The sequence below is a fragment of the Nocardia sp. CA-145437 genome (assembly GCF_050956485.1).
Taxonomy (GTDB): Bacteria; Actinomycetota; Actinomycetes; order Mycobacteriales; family Mycobacteriaceae; genus Nocardia.
Map to the genome: position 1 here is coordinate 6,750,685 of NZ_CP191204.1, position 16,003 is coordinate 6,766,687.

Here is a 16,003-nt window from a genome sequence, read left to right on the forward strand (position 1 = left end):
GACCCGCTCATGCCCCGGTCACCGTGGGATCGGAGGCGCCGGCGGGCTCCGAGTAGACGATGTCGATCAACGTATCGCCCTGGTAGACCAGGGAAGTCAGCGACGCCAGCGAGCACTGCCGGTTCCGCGGGTCGTGCCAGAGGCGCTGACCCTGCAGGAAACGGCGCAGCGTCCACACCGGCAGCTGATGCGACACCAGCACGGCCTCGCGACCGGCGGCCTCCACCCGCGCCTTGTTCACCGCGGCCAGCATGCGGTGCGCGATCTGCAGATACGGCTCGCCCCAGGACGGGGTGAACGGGTCGCGCAACTTCCACCAGTGGCGGGGCTTGCGCAGCGCACCGTCGCTCGCCGAGACCCGCAGGCCCTCGAAGGTGTTGCCCGCCTCGATCAGATTGTCGTCGGTGCGGATGATCAGGCCGTGGCCCTTGGCGATCGGATCCGCGGTCTCCTGCGCGCGCTGCAGCGGCGAGGCCACCACCAGCGCGATGTCGTGATCGGACAGCGAACGCGCCACGGCCTGGGCCTGCGCGCGGCCGGTCACCGACAGCTGGAAACCGGCCAGGCGGCCGTAGAGGACACCGTTCGGATTGTGGACCTCGCCGTGGCGCATGACGTGGACGATCGTCTCGACGTCACTGGCCACGTCACCGGGGAGAATCAGGCCGCCACCGGTGCCGGAGACCGGGGCCGGAGCCTCGGTGTCGGCGACCGTGAGGTCGGCTTCCGAGACGGCAGACTCGTCGGTCTGGGGATCGACCTCGACAACGATCTCGGACGAGAACGCGGCGGGGGCGGATTCCACGGCCTCGGCGGGGGCGAGCTCCGTGGCCTCGCTGAGGGCATGCTCCGTGGCCTCGCCGGGGGCAGGATGCGCGGCCTCGGCGGGCGCGGGCTCGACAGCCTCGGCGGGCGCGGAGTCCGCCGGCTCGGCGGTCTCCTCGGCCCGGGCGGGGGCGGCGAACCGCTCGGCCGCGGCGACGGCGGCCTCGAAGACCGGCTCGGGGTCCTCGGTCACGACCACGCCGGAATCGTCGGATTCCGTTGCGGCGGGCTCGGGTTCGGCCTCTGCCCCCGGTGCGACGGTCACGTCGCCCGCCGGGGCGACAGCGATGTTCTCACCGGTCTCGGCGAGTTCGTCCTCGGCTTGGCGGATGGAATCCAGGAGGCGGGTGGCCTCTTCGGCGGAGAGAGGAGCCTCGTGCTGGGCGGGGGCGGGGACGCCCGAGTCGGGGTGGACGGAGCTCACGCGGCGGATCCTTCTGGAGTGGCGGCCGCCGCGGCGCGCGCGGCGGCGGGGAGGGCGGCGGCGATGCGGTCGAACGCGTCCTCGTCGAGAGCGGCCGAGACGAACCAGGCTTCGAAGGCGCTCGGGGGCGCGTACACACCGGCATCCAGCAGCGCGTGGAAGAAGGCTGGGAAACGCCAGGTCTCGGCGGCCTTGGCGGCGGCGTAGTCGGTGACCGGGTTCTCGGCGAAGAACACGCTCACCATATTGCCCGCGAATTGCACCCGGTGCGCGACGCCTTCGGCGGTCAGCGCCTCGGTGAGCAGGCCGCCCAGGCGCTCGGAGTTCTTGTTCAGGGTGGCGTACACCGACTCGTCGGCGGTGCGCAGCGTGGCCAGACCCGCGGCCACCGCGACCGGGTTCCCGGACAGGGTGCCCGCCTGGTAGACCGGGCCCAGCGGGGCCAGGTGATTCATGATGTCGGCGCGCCCACCGAACGCGGCGGCGGGCAGGCCGCCGCTCATCACCTTGCCGAAGGTGTACAGGTCGCCGGCCACGCCGTCGATGCCGAACCAGCCGGAGTGGCTGACTCGGAAACCGGTCATGACCTCGTCCATGATCAGCAGCGCGCCGTGCTCGGTGGTGAGCCGGCGCAGGCCCTCGTTGAAACCGGGGACCGGCGCGACCGCGCCCATATTGCCCGCGGCGGCCTCGGTGATGACACACGCGATCTCGCCCGGGTGGGCGGCGAAGGCGGCGGCCACGGCCTCGAGGTCGTTGTAGGGCAGCACCAGGGTGTCGGCGGCCTGGGCGCCGGTGACGCCGGGCGAGGTGGGCAAGCCCAGGGTGGCGACGCCGGAGCCGGCGTCGGCCAGCAGCGCGTCCACGTGCCCGTGGTAGCAGCCGCTGAACTTCACGATCTTGGTGCGGCCGGTGAAGCCGCGGGCCAGCCGGACCGCGCTCATGGTGGCCTCGGTGCCCGAGTTCACCAGGCGCACCCGGTCGACCGGAGCGACCCGGGCCGCGATGGCCTCGGCGAGTTCGATCTCGGCCTCGGTCGGCGCGCCGAAGGACAGACCGCCGGTGGCGGCCCGCTGCACGGCCTCGACGACCACCGGATGCGCGTGCCCGAGGATCATCGGGCCCCACGAGCACACGAGGTCCACGTAGTCGTTGCCGTCGGCGTCGGTCAGCGTGCACCCGCGCGCGGAGGCGATGAACCGCGGCGTGCCGCCCACGGAATTGAACGCCCGCACCGGCGAATTCACGCCGCCGGGAATGACCGCCGCGGCGCGTTCGAAAAGGTGGGCTGAGACCGGGACCGACGCCTGGCTCACACGCGGAGAAGAACTCACGGCACCCAGTCTCTCAGCCGCCCCCGCCCCCGTCGACGACAGGGTGTAGTCGAGTGGCTCTTCCCACAGCCAACCCGTCATCTTCGCACCCTGGATCGAAGCGCGCATCCCGAAGGCCGACGGCTGAGATCATGGGAGCCGGCGAGCGGGTCTTCGATGACGCGGATCCGAGCAACACGCCGAAGTGAGATTCGGACAACGTAATTCGCTACTAGATAGCTGATGCGTAATGTCTCGACGTAGGAAACGGCTTCTGAGAGAGGGCGGGACGTATGCGGGTCGTTCGGTTCGGGGTAGGGATCATCGCGGTGGCGGCCGGGCTGGCCGCCGCGCCGGGGGTGGCGCAGGCCGCGGTGCCGCTGGTGCAGATCGACCAGGGGCGGGTGGGGGTGGCGCTGTCGCATCAAGAGACGGCCGCCATCGCCGACGGGCCTTTACCCGCGGTGGTCAGCATGTTCGTGCCGTTGAGCCGGATGGGCGCGGGCCTGGAGCCCGACACCACCATCTACAAGGACGACAAGGGCGGCGTGCACGCCTCCCTGCGCCAGGTGATGATGGAGGCCGCCGATCATCCCGACGGCACGGTGACCCTGTTCGTGAACCTGCCCGGCACCAAGGGCGGTCGCGTGCTGGATGTTTACCAGAACTGGAACTGAGGCGGAGACGGCGGCGCGGTCTGCGGTCGCGCCGCCGCACCCCCCCGCTACGGGAGCGGAATCCCCAGGCAGAACGCCGCCCATCCGGTGGACAGCAGGCAGTTCAGCTGGGGCGGTAGTAGGTCTTGCCAGGACATCGCCACCAACGGTGACCGGTAATCCGGGACGGTATCGACCGGGGCCGCGGCGGCCGGAGCCGCGACCACAGCGCCGACGAGCCCCGCGGCCAGCACCGCGGGGGCGATGCGTTTCACGAGTTCTGCGCGCTTCATGCGGATGATTCTCCGCGCCGGTCCGAGGGCGACAAGGCGAAACCCGACTTCGCACCCCTCAAATCGGTGTGTCGGACCGGGCTCGCCGAGCGCGAACCGTCGAATCGGACAAAACGTCAGCGGGTGAGCCGAACCGCCCGCGTGGCCCCGTCGATCAGCGACAGTCCGGCCATGATCACCAGCGCCGCGGACCCCGCCAGCCACGGCCCGACATAGCGGGTCGCACTGAACGACGGCGCCTCACCCTGCGCCTTGAACACCGTGGTCTGCACCCCGTGCCGCCAGCACCACACCGCCGCGACGGCCAGCACCGGAACCAGCACGATCTCGGCCGCTATCGTCAGCCACCGCATCACAGCGCCTCCCGAGGCTCGTCGTCGGTCCCGCGCGGGTGGCCCAGGGCCTCGGTCAGCGCCGCGCGCAGCGTGACATGGTCACGCGCCCACGCCTGCACCAGGCGACCGTCGGTCAGCTTCAAGCCGATTCCCTTGCGCCGCCGCGGTACTCCGGTCAGCTCGCCCAGCGCCCGCGCGGACTGCCAGTCCTCATAATCCCAGGACTCCTCGTCGTCTTCGGGCAGCACCTCGGCGATGTCGCGCAACGGCACCACCTCGGTGCCCTCGCGCAGCTGTTCCGCGGTCAGCTCGACACTGATGTGCCGCTTGCCCGCGATCACCTGCAACCAGACGAACCCGGCCAGCAGCACGCCGCAGAAGACGAGCCCGAACCGGTGGATGTCGCCGCCCCGGAACAGCTCGATGACCAGGATGATCGCGCACAGCGCGGGTCCGTAGGCGATGGTCCGCCAGCGCGCGCCGGGTTCGGAGAACAGCACGGCCCCGGGGGCGTTGATGGCCTCACTCATAGGTCGAGCGTAAAGATCGCGGAACGACTCAGTGGGCCAGGCCCGGAATCAGGAGTACGGCGAGGGTCAGCAAGCCGAAGAGGAACAACAGGCTCAGCACCGCGATATCGCGCCGCAGGCTGTGCGGCTGCTGGATCACCACTCGCATCGTTGCTCCGCCTTCCCGGGGGGCTCGAGGCGCATGACGTAACGCGCGACGGCCGACTTCCGGTTCCCGAAATAGTTGTGACAGCCCTCACCATAACGCGTTGTCACCCCCGTAACAAACTCGGCGGTAACCTAGCGCGGTCCGGGCCGGAAGTAGGCGTCGGATTCGCTTCGGTAGCAGAGGAATACGGCCCCGCCCGCGAGCACCGCCTGCACGATGCCCGCGCCGCCGGCGATCAGCGCGGCCACGCCGCTCTCCTTGGCGCCGACGCCGAACAGCGTGCCCGCCGCGCCGAGCACCAGGAAGATGCCGAAACCGGTGAGAACCGCTCGGGCCCAGTTCTTTCCGCGCCCCAGCTGCCACACCACCGCCACCCCGGCTCCGGACAGCACCAGCCAGAACACCGCGACCAGCACGAACACGACGGCGGCCCAGACCTCCACCTGCGCCAGGGTGACCGCCGGTTGCTGCTCCTTCACCTGGTCGAACATCTGCTGCGCCAATTCGTTCCGCTGCCCGAACTGCGCGATCAGCGAGGCGATCAACTGCACCAGCCCGACCCCGAGCGCGGCGTACCAGAGCTGACAGGCGGTGCCGACGTCCTCGGGCGCCGGACGCGCCGGATCGTTCGGCGGGACCATGGGATTCACGATCAGAGCTACTCGTTCCGGTTCAGGCCAGCCAGTGCGCGGCCTCGGTGGCCCAGTAGGTGAGCACCATGTCCGCGCCCGCCCGCCGGATCCCGAGCAGCGATTCCAGGATCGCGCCGTTGCGGTCGATCCAGCCGCGCTCGGCGGCGGCGGTGATCATCGCGTACTCGCCGGAGATCTGGTAGGCCGCCACCGGCACCGTGGACCGGTCCGAGACCTCGCGCAGGATGTCCAGGTACGACATGGCGGGCTTCACCATGACGATGTCCGCGCCCTCGAGCAGATCCAGTTCCAGCTCACGGATCGCCTCCCGGCGGTTGGCCGGATCCTGCTGGTAGGTGCGCCGATCACCCTGCAGCGAGGAGCCGACGGCCTCGCGGAACGGCCCGTAGAACGCGGAGGCGTACTTGGCCGCGTAGGCGAGGATGCCGGTGTCGGTGTATCCGGCGGCGTCCAGGCCCGCGCGGATCGCGCCCACCTGGCCGTCCATCATGCCGCTGGTGCCGAGCAGGTCGGCGCCGGTCGCGGCCTGCGCCAGCGCCATCTCGACGTAGCGGGTGAGGGTGGCGTCGTTGTCGACCGCGCCGTGCTCGTCGAGCACGCCGCAGTGGCCGTGGTCGGTGAATTCGTCGAGGCAGGTGTCGGCCATGACGACCGTCGAGTCACCGACCTCCGACACCAGTGCGGACAGGCCGCGGTTCAGGATCCCGTCCGGGTCGCTGGCCCCGCTTCCCTGGGCGTCCTTGTCCTCGGGCTTCGGAACGCCGAAGAGCATGAGGCCGCCCACGCCCGCGGCCACGGCTTCGGCGGCCGCCTTGCGCAGCGAGTCCATCGAATGCTGGAAAACGCCTGGCATGGAGGAGATCTCACGCGGTTCGCCGATACCGTCGGCGACGAACATGGGCAGAATCAGGTGCCGCGGCTCCAGGCTGGTCTCGGCGACGAGCCGACGCATGGCGGGAGTGCGGCGCAACCGCCGAGGGCGGTCCATTCCGGTCATGCTCGCATGATATGCCCGGCTCGTGACCGGGGTGCGCGCGCCTCCGGCGCCGGGCCCGGTCGACGTCCAAAGTCATTGTGAGCAGCCGTTTTTGTCGGTGGGTCCGAGTAGAATCGAAGATGTGTTCGAAGGGATCGCGCCGCATTCGAAGGCGCGATCCCGGATCGCGACGGGAGGATTGGCCGTGCTCGCAGCCGTTACCAGCATGTCCGGCAAGGTGAACCGGGGCGCCGGGGTTCCGAAGAAGGGGGAGGTCATCGATCACGCGTGGCGGCCGCTGGCCAAGCAGCCGCTGCCGGCGGGGCGGCCGCGCACGTGGTACGTCTCGCACAACCGGCGATTGAAGGCCATGCGGCTGGCCATCGCGCTCCTGGATTCCGGGTCCTTCGGGCCCGACCAGGCCACCAACGAAAAGATCAGGGAGACAGCCGAAGTCATCGGCGTGCACCAGCCCTCGGACGCGACCTGCCGCATGGTCCGCCGCCTGATGGCGGCCCAGCGCTGACCGCCACGCGGCTCCGCTGAACGCGGCGGAGGCGCGCCGACGTCCCCACGACCGGACGTCGGTGCGCCTCCCACGCCCGTGCGGGCGCTAGGAGTTCAGGCAGCCGGTCTGGGTCGATCCCGGCGTGCCGGGATTGCTCGAACCGCTGGTCAGGCACTTCAACAGCGTCTGCAGGACGGTCACGGCGGGAATGCCGGACGAGCTGACCCCCGGCGCATCGGCGACCGGCGCCGCCACGCTCGGGGCCTCGGCGAGAGCCGCCGCCGGGGACAGACCCGCGCCCAGCGCGAGTCCACACATCGCGATCAGGCCGACTGAAACACGCTTCATGAATGTTCACCTCTCGAAGATCGAATACCGAATGCAGCGTAAGCATTTCGCTTCCGGATGAAACGACGACAGTTCCTTGGGCATCCACCCAGCGAATCGGCGAGGCCGACATGCTCGCCCGGGCCGGAGGTCCTGCCGCGGACCCGTTGTTCGCGACCGGGCCGATCGATGACACGCACGCCGCGCCGCGCCGGAATCGGTCTCCGGGCCGAGCCGAACCACTCCGCGCCGTCACAGGTCCCGACCGTGCCGGGCGTGAGAACGACCCCGGCCCCGCGTCATCGTGACGCGGGGCCGGGGTGGCCGTTCATCGTGCCGAAGCTAGCGGCTGCGGCGGCTCTTCTTGCGCGGCGGCGGCAGCAGACCCTCGGCGCGCAGGTGGGCGGCGTGCTCGGCGAGCGCCTCGACGAGCGGGCCGACCTGGGCCACCTCGGGCTGCACGTCCACGCGCAGACCGAATTCGATGGCCGTCTCGGCGGTCTTGGGTCCGATGCAGGCCACGATGGTGCGGGCGTGCGGCTTGCCGGCGATGCCGACCAGGTTGCGGACCGTGGAGGACGAGGTGAACAGCACGGCGTCGAAGCCGCCGGTCTTGATCATCTCGCGGGTCTCCGCGGGCGGCGGGGACGCGCGCACGGTGCGGTAGGCGGTGACGTCGTCGATCTCCCAGCCGCGGTCGCGCAGGCCCTCGGCGAGGGTCTCGGTGGCGATGTCCGCGCGCGGCAGCAGCACCCGGTTGACCGGGTCGAAAACGTCGTCGTAAGGCGGGAAGTCGGCCAGCAGACCCTCGGAGGACTGCTCACCGGACGGCACCAGCTCGGGGTTGATGCCGAAGGAGCGCACCTTCTCCGCGGTGGCCTCGCCGACGCAGGCGATCTTCACGCCGCTGAACGCGCGGGCGTCCAGGCCGAATTCGCCGAACTTCTCCCACACCGCGCGCACCGCGTTGGTGGAGGTGAAGACGACCCACTGGTAGCGGCCGTCGACCAGGCCCTTGACCGCGCGCTCCATCTGGGCGGGGCTGCGCGGCGGCTCGACCGCGATGGTCGGGACCTCCATGGGGATGGCGCCGTGGTTGACGAGCTTCTCGCTCATCTCGCCGGCCTGCTCCTTGGTGCGCGGCACCAGCACGGTCCAGCCGTAGAGAGCGCGGGACTCCCACCAGGAGGTCTTGGCGCGCTTGTCCACTTCCTTGCCGACCGTGACCACCAGCGGGCCGACCAGCTCGGAGGCGGCGTTGTTCAGGGTCGCCAGGGTGGCGTCGATGGTGCGCTGCTGGCGGGTGGTGCCGCGCACCGTCACCGCGACGGGCGTCTGCGGCGCCAGGCCGTGTTCCACCAGCGCCGAGGCGGTCTCGGCCAGGTGGCCGGAGGTGGCGTGCAGCACCAGCGGGCCGGGCGCGGCCGCGACGGCCGCCCAGTCCACCTCGCCGCGGACGTCCACCACGGTGTGGCTGGAGCCGAGTTCGATACCCGCGTAGGCGGGCACGGTGGTGCCGGCCGAGAGACCCGGCAGCACCTCGAAGCTCAGATGCGAGCGGGTGACGGCGTTGATCTCCTGGATGACCGAGTCGGTGGTCATCGGGTCGCCGGAGACCAGGCGCACCACGTCGGAGCCGCCGCGGGCCTCCGCGATCAGGGTCTTGGCCACTTCGGCGGCGTCGCCCAGGGCGGGGCGCACGTCCACCGGGCGGGTCCCGTCGGCGCTCTCCTCGACCGCGATGCCGATCAGGGCGAGCACGCCCTTGTCGACGTCGGGATCGGTGAAGGCCAGCGTCGCCCGGCCGAGCACCTCGCGGGCCCGCACGGTCAACAGCGCCGGGTCACCGGGCCCTGACCCCACGAAAAGGATCCGACCGGGATTCTTCTTCGTCACTCGGCTCATCGGCTGTTCTCCATTGGGCTGGGATTGCTGTCGTCGGTGAGCTCAGCGGATTCCTCTGTGACGCTGAGCAGTTCGCGCGCCCCCAGCTCCAAGAGCTCGCGCGCCAGTGCCCGCCCCAGGTCCGCGGCATCCGCGACCGGTCCGACCACTGAAGCCCGGATCACATCCGAGCCGTCGATCGCCGCCGCGCAGGCGCGCAGCGACAACTCCTCCACCACCCGGCCGTCGTCGTCGAGCGATTCGACGACCTCCGCCAGCGCGCCGATCGGCGCGGTACAACCGGCCTCCAAGTCGGCCAGCAACGCCCGTTCCGCGGTGATCGCGGCACGGGTGCCGGGATCGTCGAGGGCGGACAGGATGGTCACGAGTTCGGTGTCCTCGCTGCGGCATTCGACGGCCAGCGCACCCTGCGACGGGGCGGGCAGCATCTGCACCGGTTCGAGCGATTCGGTGACGACGTCCAGGCGGTCGATGCGAGCCAGCCCGGCCCGCGCCACCACCACGGCATCCAGTTCACCGGAGGAGACCTTGCCGATCCGGGTGTCGAGATTGCCGCGCAGCGGCACGATCTCGATGCCCAGGCCCAGCGCCTTCAGCTGTGCGGCGCGCCGCGGCGCGGAGGTGCCGACCTTCGCGCCCGCGGGCAGCTCACCCAGCACCAGGCCGTCGCGCGCCACCAGCGCGTCGCGCGGATCCTGCCGGGGCGGGATAGCGGCGATGTCGAAGCGCGGATCCTGCGCGGTCGGCAGATCCTTGTACGAGTGGACGGCGATATCGACCGTGCCCGCGGCCAATTCCTCGCGCAGCGCGGCGGTGAACACGCCCACGCCGATCTTCTGCACGGGATCGGTGGCGTTCTGGTCGCCGGCGGTCTTCACGATGACCAGCTCGGCCTGCTGGCCGTTGGCGATCAAGGCGTCACGCACGTGCCCGGCCTGGGTGAGGGCCAGCAGACTGCCGCGGGTGCCGATGCGCCACGGGGCGTCGACCGTTCCGCGACCATAGGCCTGCTCCGCAGAGGGAGCGGTTATGTCGTTCTCGTGCACCATTGCTCCGGTCATGCGATGTGCCCCTGTTCGTCCCCCGGGTGGGCGGCGGTGAAATCATCGGCCAGTTCGCCCTGCAGGGCGGAGATCTCCATCGGCGCGGCAACCGCTTGCGCCGCACCGGGTTTGAGTTCGAACAGCTCGCGCAACGCCTCGGCGTAGCTGTCCCCGCCGGGTGTGGAGGCCAGCTGCTTGACCCGCACCGTCGGCGCGTGCAGCAGTTTGTCGACCACCCGTCGCACGGTACGGGCCACCTCGTCGCGTTCGGTGGATTCGAGTCCCGGTAGTCGGGAGTCCAGGCGCAGTAGCTCGGCCTCGACCACGTCCGCGGCCATCTGGCGCAGCGCGGCCACGGTCGGGGTGACCTCGGCCATGCGCTGTCCGGCAAGGTATTTGGAGAGTTCGTCGGCGACGATGGTGCGCGCGGCGGCGGTGTCGTCGGCGGCCGCACCGGCCGACGGGTCGCGCTGCAGCGTCTCGATGTCGATGACGGTGACCCCGGGCAGTCCGGCGACCGCGTGGTCCACGTCCCGGGGCAGGCCCAGGTCGCAGATGACCAGTTCCTCGGCGCCCGGCTTGGCCGACAGCGCCCGGTGCACATCGGCGAGGGTGACCACGGTGCCCACCGCGCCGGTACAGGTGATCACCACGTCGGCGGCGGCCATGGCCTCGGCCAGCCGGTCCATCTCGATGGCCTCGGCCTCGACGCCGTGCATGGTGGTGGCCGTGTTGGCCAGCCGCTGCGCCTTCTCCAGGGTCCGGTTCACCACGATGACCTTCGCGGCCCCGCCGCGCGCCAGCTGCGCCACCGCGAGCCCGCCCATCGCGCCGGCGCCCAGCACCAGTGCGGTGCGCCCGGCCAGCGGGCCCTGCACGGCGGCCGCGCGATCCAGCGCCACCGACACCACCGACGCGCCCGCGCGGTCGATCCCGGTCTCGGAGTGCACCCGCTTGCCGACCCGCAGCGCGTGCTGGGCCAGCTCGTGCAGGGTGCGCCCGGCGGCCTGCTGGGCGTCGGCGGCGGCGTAGGCGGCCCGGATCTGGCTGAGGATCTGCTGCTCGCCGACCACCATGGAATCCAGGCCCGAGGACACCGCGAACAGGTGCTCGGCCGCGGCCTCGGCGTAGCGCACATAGGCGTGCTTGGTGAGTTCGGGCAGCGGCAGCCCGGAATGCTTGGTGAGCAGTTCGCCGATCTCGCCGAGTGCGGGGTGGAAGGCGTCGACGACCGCGTAGACCTCGATGCGGTTGCAGGTGGAGACGATCATCGCCTCGGACACGTGCGTGGAGGCCAGCATCTTGTCGGTCAGCTTGGGCCGGTCGGTCTCGGTGATGGCGATCTTCTCCAGCACCGCCACCGGTGCGCTGCGATGTGAGATGCCGACGAGAAGCACGCTCATGGCTGGACCACCGCTCCCTTGCTGGTTGTGTCCGCGGTCTGGATCGTCGTCACCCGGCGGATCGGGGTGGACACCACGTTCGCGTCGGCGGAGCCGACCACGGCCGCGGCGGCGCTCATCGCGTCCTCGGCGGCCGATTCCGCGTTGCGGGCCCGCTCGAACGACAGCAGCTGCATCTCCACCGCGAGATCCACCCGTCGCACCTCGACGGTGGCCGGGGCCTCGAGAGCCAGGGCCGAGAAGCTCAGCACGCACTGCAGACCGGCCTCGACCAGCAGATCGCACACGCCCTGCGCGGCGGCGTCGGGCACGGTGAGCACGGCGATGGTGGGTTCCAGCGTGGCCACGGCGTCGGTCAGCTCGGCCACGTCGCGGACGACGAGTCCGCCGACGGTGGTCCCGATGACCGCGGGATCGTTGTCGAACAGCCCGACCATGGCGAAACCGCGGCGGCGGAAACCGCCGTAGCCGACCAGCGCGCGCCCCAGGTGACCGGCTCCGACCAGCACCACCCGGTGTCCCTCGGAGAGACCGAGCACATCCTCGATGCGGTCGCGCAGCTTGATCACGTCGTAACCGACACCACGCACGCCGTTGGGTCCGAGGAAGGAGAGATCCTTGCGCAACTTGGCCGAACCGACACCCGCCGCGACAGCCAGTTCCTCACTCGATACGATGGCTACAGCGTCGTCGGCGAGTACGGCGAGCACCCGGAGGTACGTGGCCAGCCGGGCCACCGTGGCCTGCGGGATGTCCTTCTGCAGAGCCTTGGAGACGCCAGTCGGCGGCGTCTCTTGCTGCTCTGTCACGTCGCTTGCGCTCCTCGTCCGGCCGGGGGTGAGTGTCCGGGTTCTTTTGTCGACCCGACGCCGGGAGACCGTCGCGGTCCTTGCAGGCGAGGTCGAGTCAGGTTCAGGGGGTCGCTTCCGCTGCCCGAGAAGGCGGGTCGCGTGCCACCACCGTAACCGCTTGTGAAGCCCTGCACAAAGTCGGTGAATTCAGTCACTTTGCGGCGGGCTCCGGCCCCGGGTTCATTCAACCCTCATCAGCGCGAACCCGCTACGCAACACACCGGACGGGACAGACGGAGGGGGACCCCGGCGGAAAGCCCGGAAAATCCCCTATAACGCCCGGTTTCGCGAGGTAGATCCGGTTATTTCGCGAGGTCGGCGCGCAGCCGCGGCTCGTCCACGTCGAAATAGCTGTGCTCCCGGCCGTCCAGCAGCACCACCGGCAGCCGGTCCCCGTATTCGGCGCGCAGGCCCGGATCGGTGGCGGCGGCCGCGTCCACGTCCACCGTGGTCACCTCGACGCCGAACTCGGCGCAGATCGGGCGCAATTGTTCGAGTGCGGTGTGGCACAGCCCGCACCCGTCCCGGGTCAACAGCGTCACAGCATGTGGCGAATCGCTCATGGCCACCATCTAACAACTTCCCGATATGTCGTTCACCGTCTACGTTGCGGCCACTCCCGGGCGTTACTGTTGAGTTGTTCGCGCTAACAGGCGGAGGTACTGGTGCCGGAACGTTCGAAAGAGCAGGGAACGGGCTTCATCGCGGGACGATTCGGTGAATTCCCGGCGCGCTGGGGTCAGGGACTGGCTGACCTGCAGGATCAGTTCACCCGCATCACCCGCAGCCCCTTCGGTCCGACCGAGGAAGAGGTCCGCGCCAACCTGGCCGGCGAGGCCAGCGCCGACGCCGCGATCGCCCTCCACGACGCCGAGCTGGCGCTGCGCGACCTCGGCGACACGCCGACGCCCACGATCGCCCGCGACCTCACCGCCGCGGCCTTCTTCGACGTCGACAACACCATGGTGCAGGGCGCGTCGATCGTGCACTTCGCGCGCGGGCTGGCCTCGCGCAAGTACTTCAAGACCTCCGACCTGGTCGACATGGCCTGGAAGCAGGTCAAGTTCCGGGTCACCGGCAAGGAGAGCCACTCGGACATGGCGTCCGGCAAGGAGAAGGCGCTGTCCTTCATCGCGGGCCGCCCGACCGCCGAACTCGCCGCGCTCGGCGAAGAGATCTACGACGAGATCATCGCCGACAAGATCTGGCCCGGCACCCGGGCGCTGGCCCAGATGCACCTGGACGCGGGCCAGCAGGTCTGGCTGGTCACCGCCACGCCGGTGGAACTCGCGCAGGTGATCGCCAAGCGGCTCGGTCTGACCGGGGCGCTGGGCACGGTCGCCGAGAGCGAGGACGGCGTGTTCACCGGCCGCCTGGTCGGCGACATCCTGCACGGACTCGGCAAGGCGCACGCGGTGCGCACCCTCGCCATTCGTGAGGGCCTGAACCTGAAGCGCTGCACGGCGTACTCCGACAGCCACAACGACGTGCCGATGCTCTCGCTGGTCGGCACCGCGGTGGCCATCAACCCGGACGCGGATCTGCGCGAGGTCGCCAAGAATCGCGGCTGGGAAGTGCGGGACTTCCGCACCGGGCGCAAAGCCGCGAAAGTCGGTGTGCCCACGGCCCTCGCGCTCGGCGCGGCGGGCGGCGCGGCCGCGGCCGTGCTGTCCCGGAAACGCGAAGCCAAGGCCAGCTAGCGCGAAAAGCGACCGGCCCGCTCCCATTCGGGGCGGGCCGGTCGCTGGTCCGTACCAATTATCTAGCCGGTGAACGGATTCCGGCGCTTGATCAGATTCTTGTACAGCGAGCCCTGAATGGTTTCGCGGACCTGATCGGTGATTTCGAACATCGTCATCGGATCATCGGCGTCCGCGGGCTCGTATCCGGCGGTGGAAATCGGCTCGCCGAATTGGATGTACCACTTCGACGGGAACGGAATCGCGCCGAGCGGACCCAGATGCGGAAACAGCGGCGTCACAGGGAAATACGGAATACCGAGCAGCCGCGCCAAAGGCTTGATATCGGCCAGCTTCGGATAGATCTCCTCCGAACCCACGATCGAGCACGGAATGATCGGCACCCCGGTGCGCACCGCCGCCGACACGAAACCGCCACGGCCGAAACGCTGCAACTTGTACCGGTCCGAATACGGCTTTCCGATGCCCTTGTAACCCTCGGGGAAAACACCGGCGACTTCGCCCGCACGCAACAGCCTTTCGGCGTCCGCGGGACAGGCCAGGGTGTGCCCGGCCTTGCGAGCCAGTCCGCCCAGCAGCGGCGTCTCGAAGATCAGGTCGGCGGCCAGCAGGCGCAGCGCGCGCTGCTTGGGATGCCGGTCGTGCACGGCCAGCTGCAGCATCAGCCCGTCCAGCGGCACCGTGCCCGCGTGGTTGGCCACGATCAGCGCGCCGCCCACCTCGGGAATGTTCTCGATACCCGACACCTCGACCCGGAACCACAGGTCCGACAGCGGCCGCAGCATCGGCAGGATCACCGATTCCAGCAGGTGCTCGTCCAGGCCGAACTCGTCGACCTGGTAGTCGCCGGTGAGGCGGCGGCGGGCGAAGTCGGCCGTGTAGCGGACCCCGTCGGCCACGGTTCCCCGGATCATCTCCCCCAGCGACTTGGGCTGACGCGCTTCGACTTCGGCGAGCCGATCGGTCAGCGAGGTCACCGGGGTGAGCGCCGGTTCCCCCGCCGGCCACACCCGTGACGGGCGATTGTGCCGCGCCTCGAAATCCACGTCGTGAAGTCGAATCACCTTCGCTACATCACTCATTGGTGTGCTCCCGTCCCGGCCCCGAGCAGGCCGAGAAGTTTGTTTTCTGCGGCGTCGATCCACGCGGGATCGATCACGGGCCGCAACGCTGCGCCCCCTATGAAGTCGTCGAAGGCCTGCACCGTGGTCCAGCGCGGGCCGAAGCCCAGTTCGGTCCGCATCCGGGTGGTGTCCAGGCCACAACCGAAATGGAAATAGTCGATCTGCTCGGCGGTGAACTCCCGCATCACCGGGCCCATCACGGTGCGCCCGACACTGCGGAACACCGAGTACGGGACAGGCAGTTCGACCCGCCCGGCCCGCCGGATCGCCTGCGACAGCGCCATCGCGCCGTCCCCAGCCACATTGTAGGTGCCGCCGGGGGCCGTCATGGCCCCGTGCACCAGGGCGGCGATGCCGTCCTCCTCGTGCAGCAGCTGCATACGCGGATCCCGGCCCAGAATGGTCGGCGTGATCGGCGAGCGGAAGTACTGCACGCCCCGCTTGGCCAGCTGCGGGCCCACGATCGGCGGGAACCGCAGGATGGCCGCCGAGATGTCGGGCCGCCGCCGGGCCAGCCCGCGCACGAAGCCCTCCACCTCGATCATGTCCCGCGCGAACCAGCCGCGCGGCGGGGTGCGGGCGCTCATCTCCTCGGTGAACTTCACCGGGTCCTTGGCGCTGCACCCGTAGACGGCGGAGGAGGAACGCACCACCACTCGCCGCACGCTGGAAGCCTTGCGACACACCGCGAACAGCTGCATGGCGCCCAGGACGTTCATGTCCTTCATGGCGGCCCGGCCGCCACCGGAGGGCGGGCGCGACAACGCGGCGGGATGCACCACCGTATCGACCTGATTTCCGTCGATAACCTTGCGGATCAACGGATTACGAATATCGGCGCGCACGAATTCGGCGCGGCCCATACGACGCAGCAGCTCACGGCTGGGCTGTTTGGCGTCCACGGCGATGATGCGTTCGACGGCCGGGTCGGCCGCCAACCGGGCCACCACATTGCCGCCGAAGAACCGGCTCGCACCGGTCACCATCAC

The 16,003-nt window shown here is 70.1% G+C and carries 18 protein-coding genes; 3 read left to right on the forward strand and 15 right to left on the reverse strand.

Features of this window, described 5'->3' with window-relative positions; all coding sequences use genetic code 11:
• Positions 1 to 7: 7 nt before the first annotated feature.
• Both ACQPYY_RS31190 and hemL read right to left on the reverse strand, forming a co-directional pair.
• The gene (locus ACQPYY_RS31190) at positions 8 to 613 is read right to left on the reverse strand and encodes a histidine phosphatase family protein (RefSeq protein ID WP_379095695.1); all 606 of its coding nucleotides are present in this window, start codon (positions 611 to 613) and stop codon (positions 8 to 10) included.
• A 632-nt stretch (positions 614 to 1,245) separates the two neighbouring features.
• Positions 1,246 to 2,583, reverse strand: coding sequence for a glutamate-1-semialdehyde 2,1-aminomutase (gene hemL / locus ACQPYY_RS31195; RefSeq protein WP_433591962.1), 1,338 nt, complete (start codon positions 2,581 to 2,583; stop codon positions 1,246 to 1,248).
• A gap of 272 nt (positions 2,584 to 2,855) precedes the next feature.
• Between hemL and ACQPYY_RS31200 the strand changes: the two genes are divergently transcribed.
• Positions 2,856 to 3,239 carry a hypothetical protein gene (locus ACQPYY_RS31200; RefSeq protein ID WP_379092207.1) on the forward strand — a complete coding sequence of 128 codons (384 nt, stop codon included), beginning with the start codon at positions 2,856 to 2,858 and terminating at the stop codon, positions 3,237 to 3,239.
• A 47-nt stretch (positions 3,240 to 3,286) separates the two neighbouring features.
• Here the strand turns inward: ACQPYY_RS31200 and ACQPYY_RS31205 are convergent, their stop codons facing one another.
• From ACQPYY_RS31205 to hemB, 5 genes are all read right to left on the reverse strand, one after another.
• The gene (locus ACQPYY_RS31205) at positions 3,287 to 3,511 is read right to left on the reverse strand and encodes a hypothetical protein (RefSeq protein ID WP_433591963.1); all 225 of its coding nucleotides are present in this window, start codon (positions 3,509 to 3,511) and stop codon (positions 3,287 to 3,289) included.
• 116 nt (positions 3,512 to 3,627) lie between these two features.
• Complete coding sequence (locus ACQPYY_RS31210; protein WP_379092201.1) at positions 3,628 to 3,864, reverse strand: hypothetical protein; 237 nt, start codon at positions 3,862 to 3,864, stop codon at positions 3,628 to 3,630.
• The gene (locus ACQPYY_RS31215; RefSeq protein WP_433591964.1) at positions 3,864 to 4,376 is read right to left on the reverse strand and encodes a hypothetical protein; all 513 of its coding nucleotides are present in this window, start codon (positions 4,374 to 4,376) and stop codon (positions 3,864 to 3,866) included. Before ACQPYY_RS31215 ends, ACQPYY_RS31210 begins: the two co-directional genes overlap by 1 nt.
• A 279-nt stretch (positions 4,377 to 4,655) precedes the next feature.
• A complete protein-coding gene (locus tag ACQPYY_RS31220) occupies positions 4,656 to 5,165 on the reverse strand; it encodes a hypothetical protein (RefSeq protein ID WP_379092197.1) in 510 nt (169 codons plus the stop codon).
• Positions 5,166 to 5,196: 31 nt separating this feature from the next.
• Positions 5,197 to 6,174 (reverse strand): porphobilinogen synthase, encoded by a 978-nt coding sequence (hemB, locus tag ACQPYY_RS31225; protein WP_379092194.1) that lies wholly within the window; start codon positions 6,172 to 6,174, stop codon positions 5,197 to 5,199.
• Positions 6,175 to 6,358: 184 nt separating this feature from the next.
• Here hemB and ACQPYY_RS31230 point away from each other — a divergent pair, with 184 nt between their 5' ends.
• A complete protein-coding gene (locus ACQPYY_RS31230) occupies positions 6,359 to 6,679 on the forward strand; it encodes a hypothetical protein (protein WP_357090974.1) in 321 nt (106 codons plus the stop codon).
• 87 nt (positions 6,680 to 6,766) lie between these two features.
• On the opposite strand, the gene ACQPYY_RS31235 is transcribed toward ACQPYY_RS31230, so the two are convergent.
• The 6 genes from ACQPYY_RS31235 to ACQPYY_RS31260 all read right to left on the reverse strand — a co-directional run bounded on the left by ACQPYY_RS31235 (position 6,767) and on the right by ACQPYY_RS31260 (position 12,753).
• Entirely contained in the window at positions 6,767 to 7,009 is a 243-nt protein-coding gene (locus tag ACQPYY_RS31235; protein ID WP_379092191.1) for a hypothetical protein, read from the reverse strand.
• A 321-nt stretch (positions 7,010 to 7,330) separates the two neighbouring features.
• Positions 7,331 to 8,893 (reverse strand): bifunctional uroporphyrinogen-III C-methyltransferase/uroporphyrinogen-III synthase, encoded by a 1,563-nt coding sequence (locus ACQPYY_RS31240; RefSeq protein WP_357090970.1) that lies wholly within the window; start codon positions 8,891 to 8,893, stop codon positions 7,331 to 7,333.
• Positions 8,890 to 9,954, reverse strand: a complete 1,065-nt coding sequence (gene hemC, locus ACQPYY_RS31245) for a hydroxymethylbilane synthase (protein WP_379092187.1) — start codon at positions 9,952 to 9,954, stop codon at positions 8,890 to 8,892. The genes ACQPYY_RS31240 and hemC overlap by 4 nt, the downstream gene beginning before the upstream one ends.
• Complete coding sequence (locus tag ACQPYY_RS31250; protein ID WP_379092184.1) at positions 9,951 to 11,339, reverse strand: glutamyl-tRNA reductase; 1,389 nt, start codon at positions 11,337 to 11,339, stop codon at positions 9,951 to 9,953. Before ACQPYY_RS31250 ends, hemC begins: the two co-directional genes overlap by 4 nt.
• A complete protein-coding gene (locus tag ACQPYY_RS31255) occupies positions 11,336 to 12,148 on the reverse strand; it encodes a redox-sensing transcriptional repressor Rex (protein WP_379092180.1) in 813 nt (270 codons plus the stop codon). The genes ACQPYY_RS31250 and ACQPYY_RS31255 overlap by 4 nt, the downstream gene beginning before the upstream one ends.
• Positions 12,149 to 12,492: 344 nt before the next feature.
• Positions 12,493 to 12,753, reverse strand: coding sequence for a glutaredoxin family protein (locus ACQPYY_RS31260; RefSeq protein ID WP_379092177.1), 261 nt, complete (start codon positions 12,751 to 12,753; stop codon positions 12,493 to 12,495).
• Between the two features lie 102 nt (positions 12,754 to 12,855).
• On the opposite strand from ACQPYY_RS31260, the gene ACQPYY_RS31265 reads away from it, so the two are divergent.
• On the forward strand, positions 12,856 to 13,890 hold the full coding sequence (locus tag ACQPYY_RS31265) for an HAD family hydrolase (RefSeq protein ID WP_379092174.1): 1,035 nt from the start codon (positions 12,856 to 12,858) through the stop codon (positions 13,888 to 13,890).
• Between the two features lie 62 nt (positions 13,891 to 13,952).
• Here the strand turns inward: ACQPYY_RS31265 and ACQPYY_RS31270 are convergent, their stop codons facing one another.
• Both ACQPYY_RS31270 and ACQPYY_RS31275 read right to left on the reverse strand, forming a co-directional pair.
• Positions 13,953 to 14,972 carry a lysophospholipid acyltransferase family protein gene (locus ACQPYY_RS31270; protein WP_379092171.1) on the reverse strand — a complete coding sequence of 340 codons (1,020 nt, stop codon included), beginning with the start codon at positions 14,970 to 14,972 and terminating at the stop codon, positions 13,953 to 13,955.
• Positions 14,969 to 16,000, reverse strand: a complete 1,032-nt coding sequence (locus ACQPYY_RS31275; protein WP_357091348.1) for an NAD-dependent epimerase/dehydratase family protein — start codon at positions 15,998 to 16,000, stop codon at positions 14,969 to 14,971. The genes ACQPYY_RS31270 and ACQPYY_RS31275 overlap by 4 nt, the downstream gene beginning before the upstream one ends.
• Positions 16,001 to 16,003: the final 3 nt, after the last annotated feature.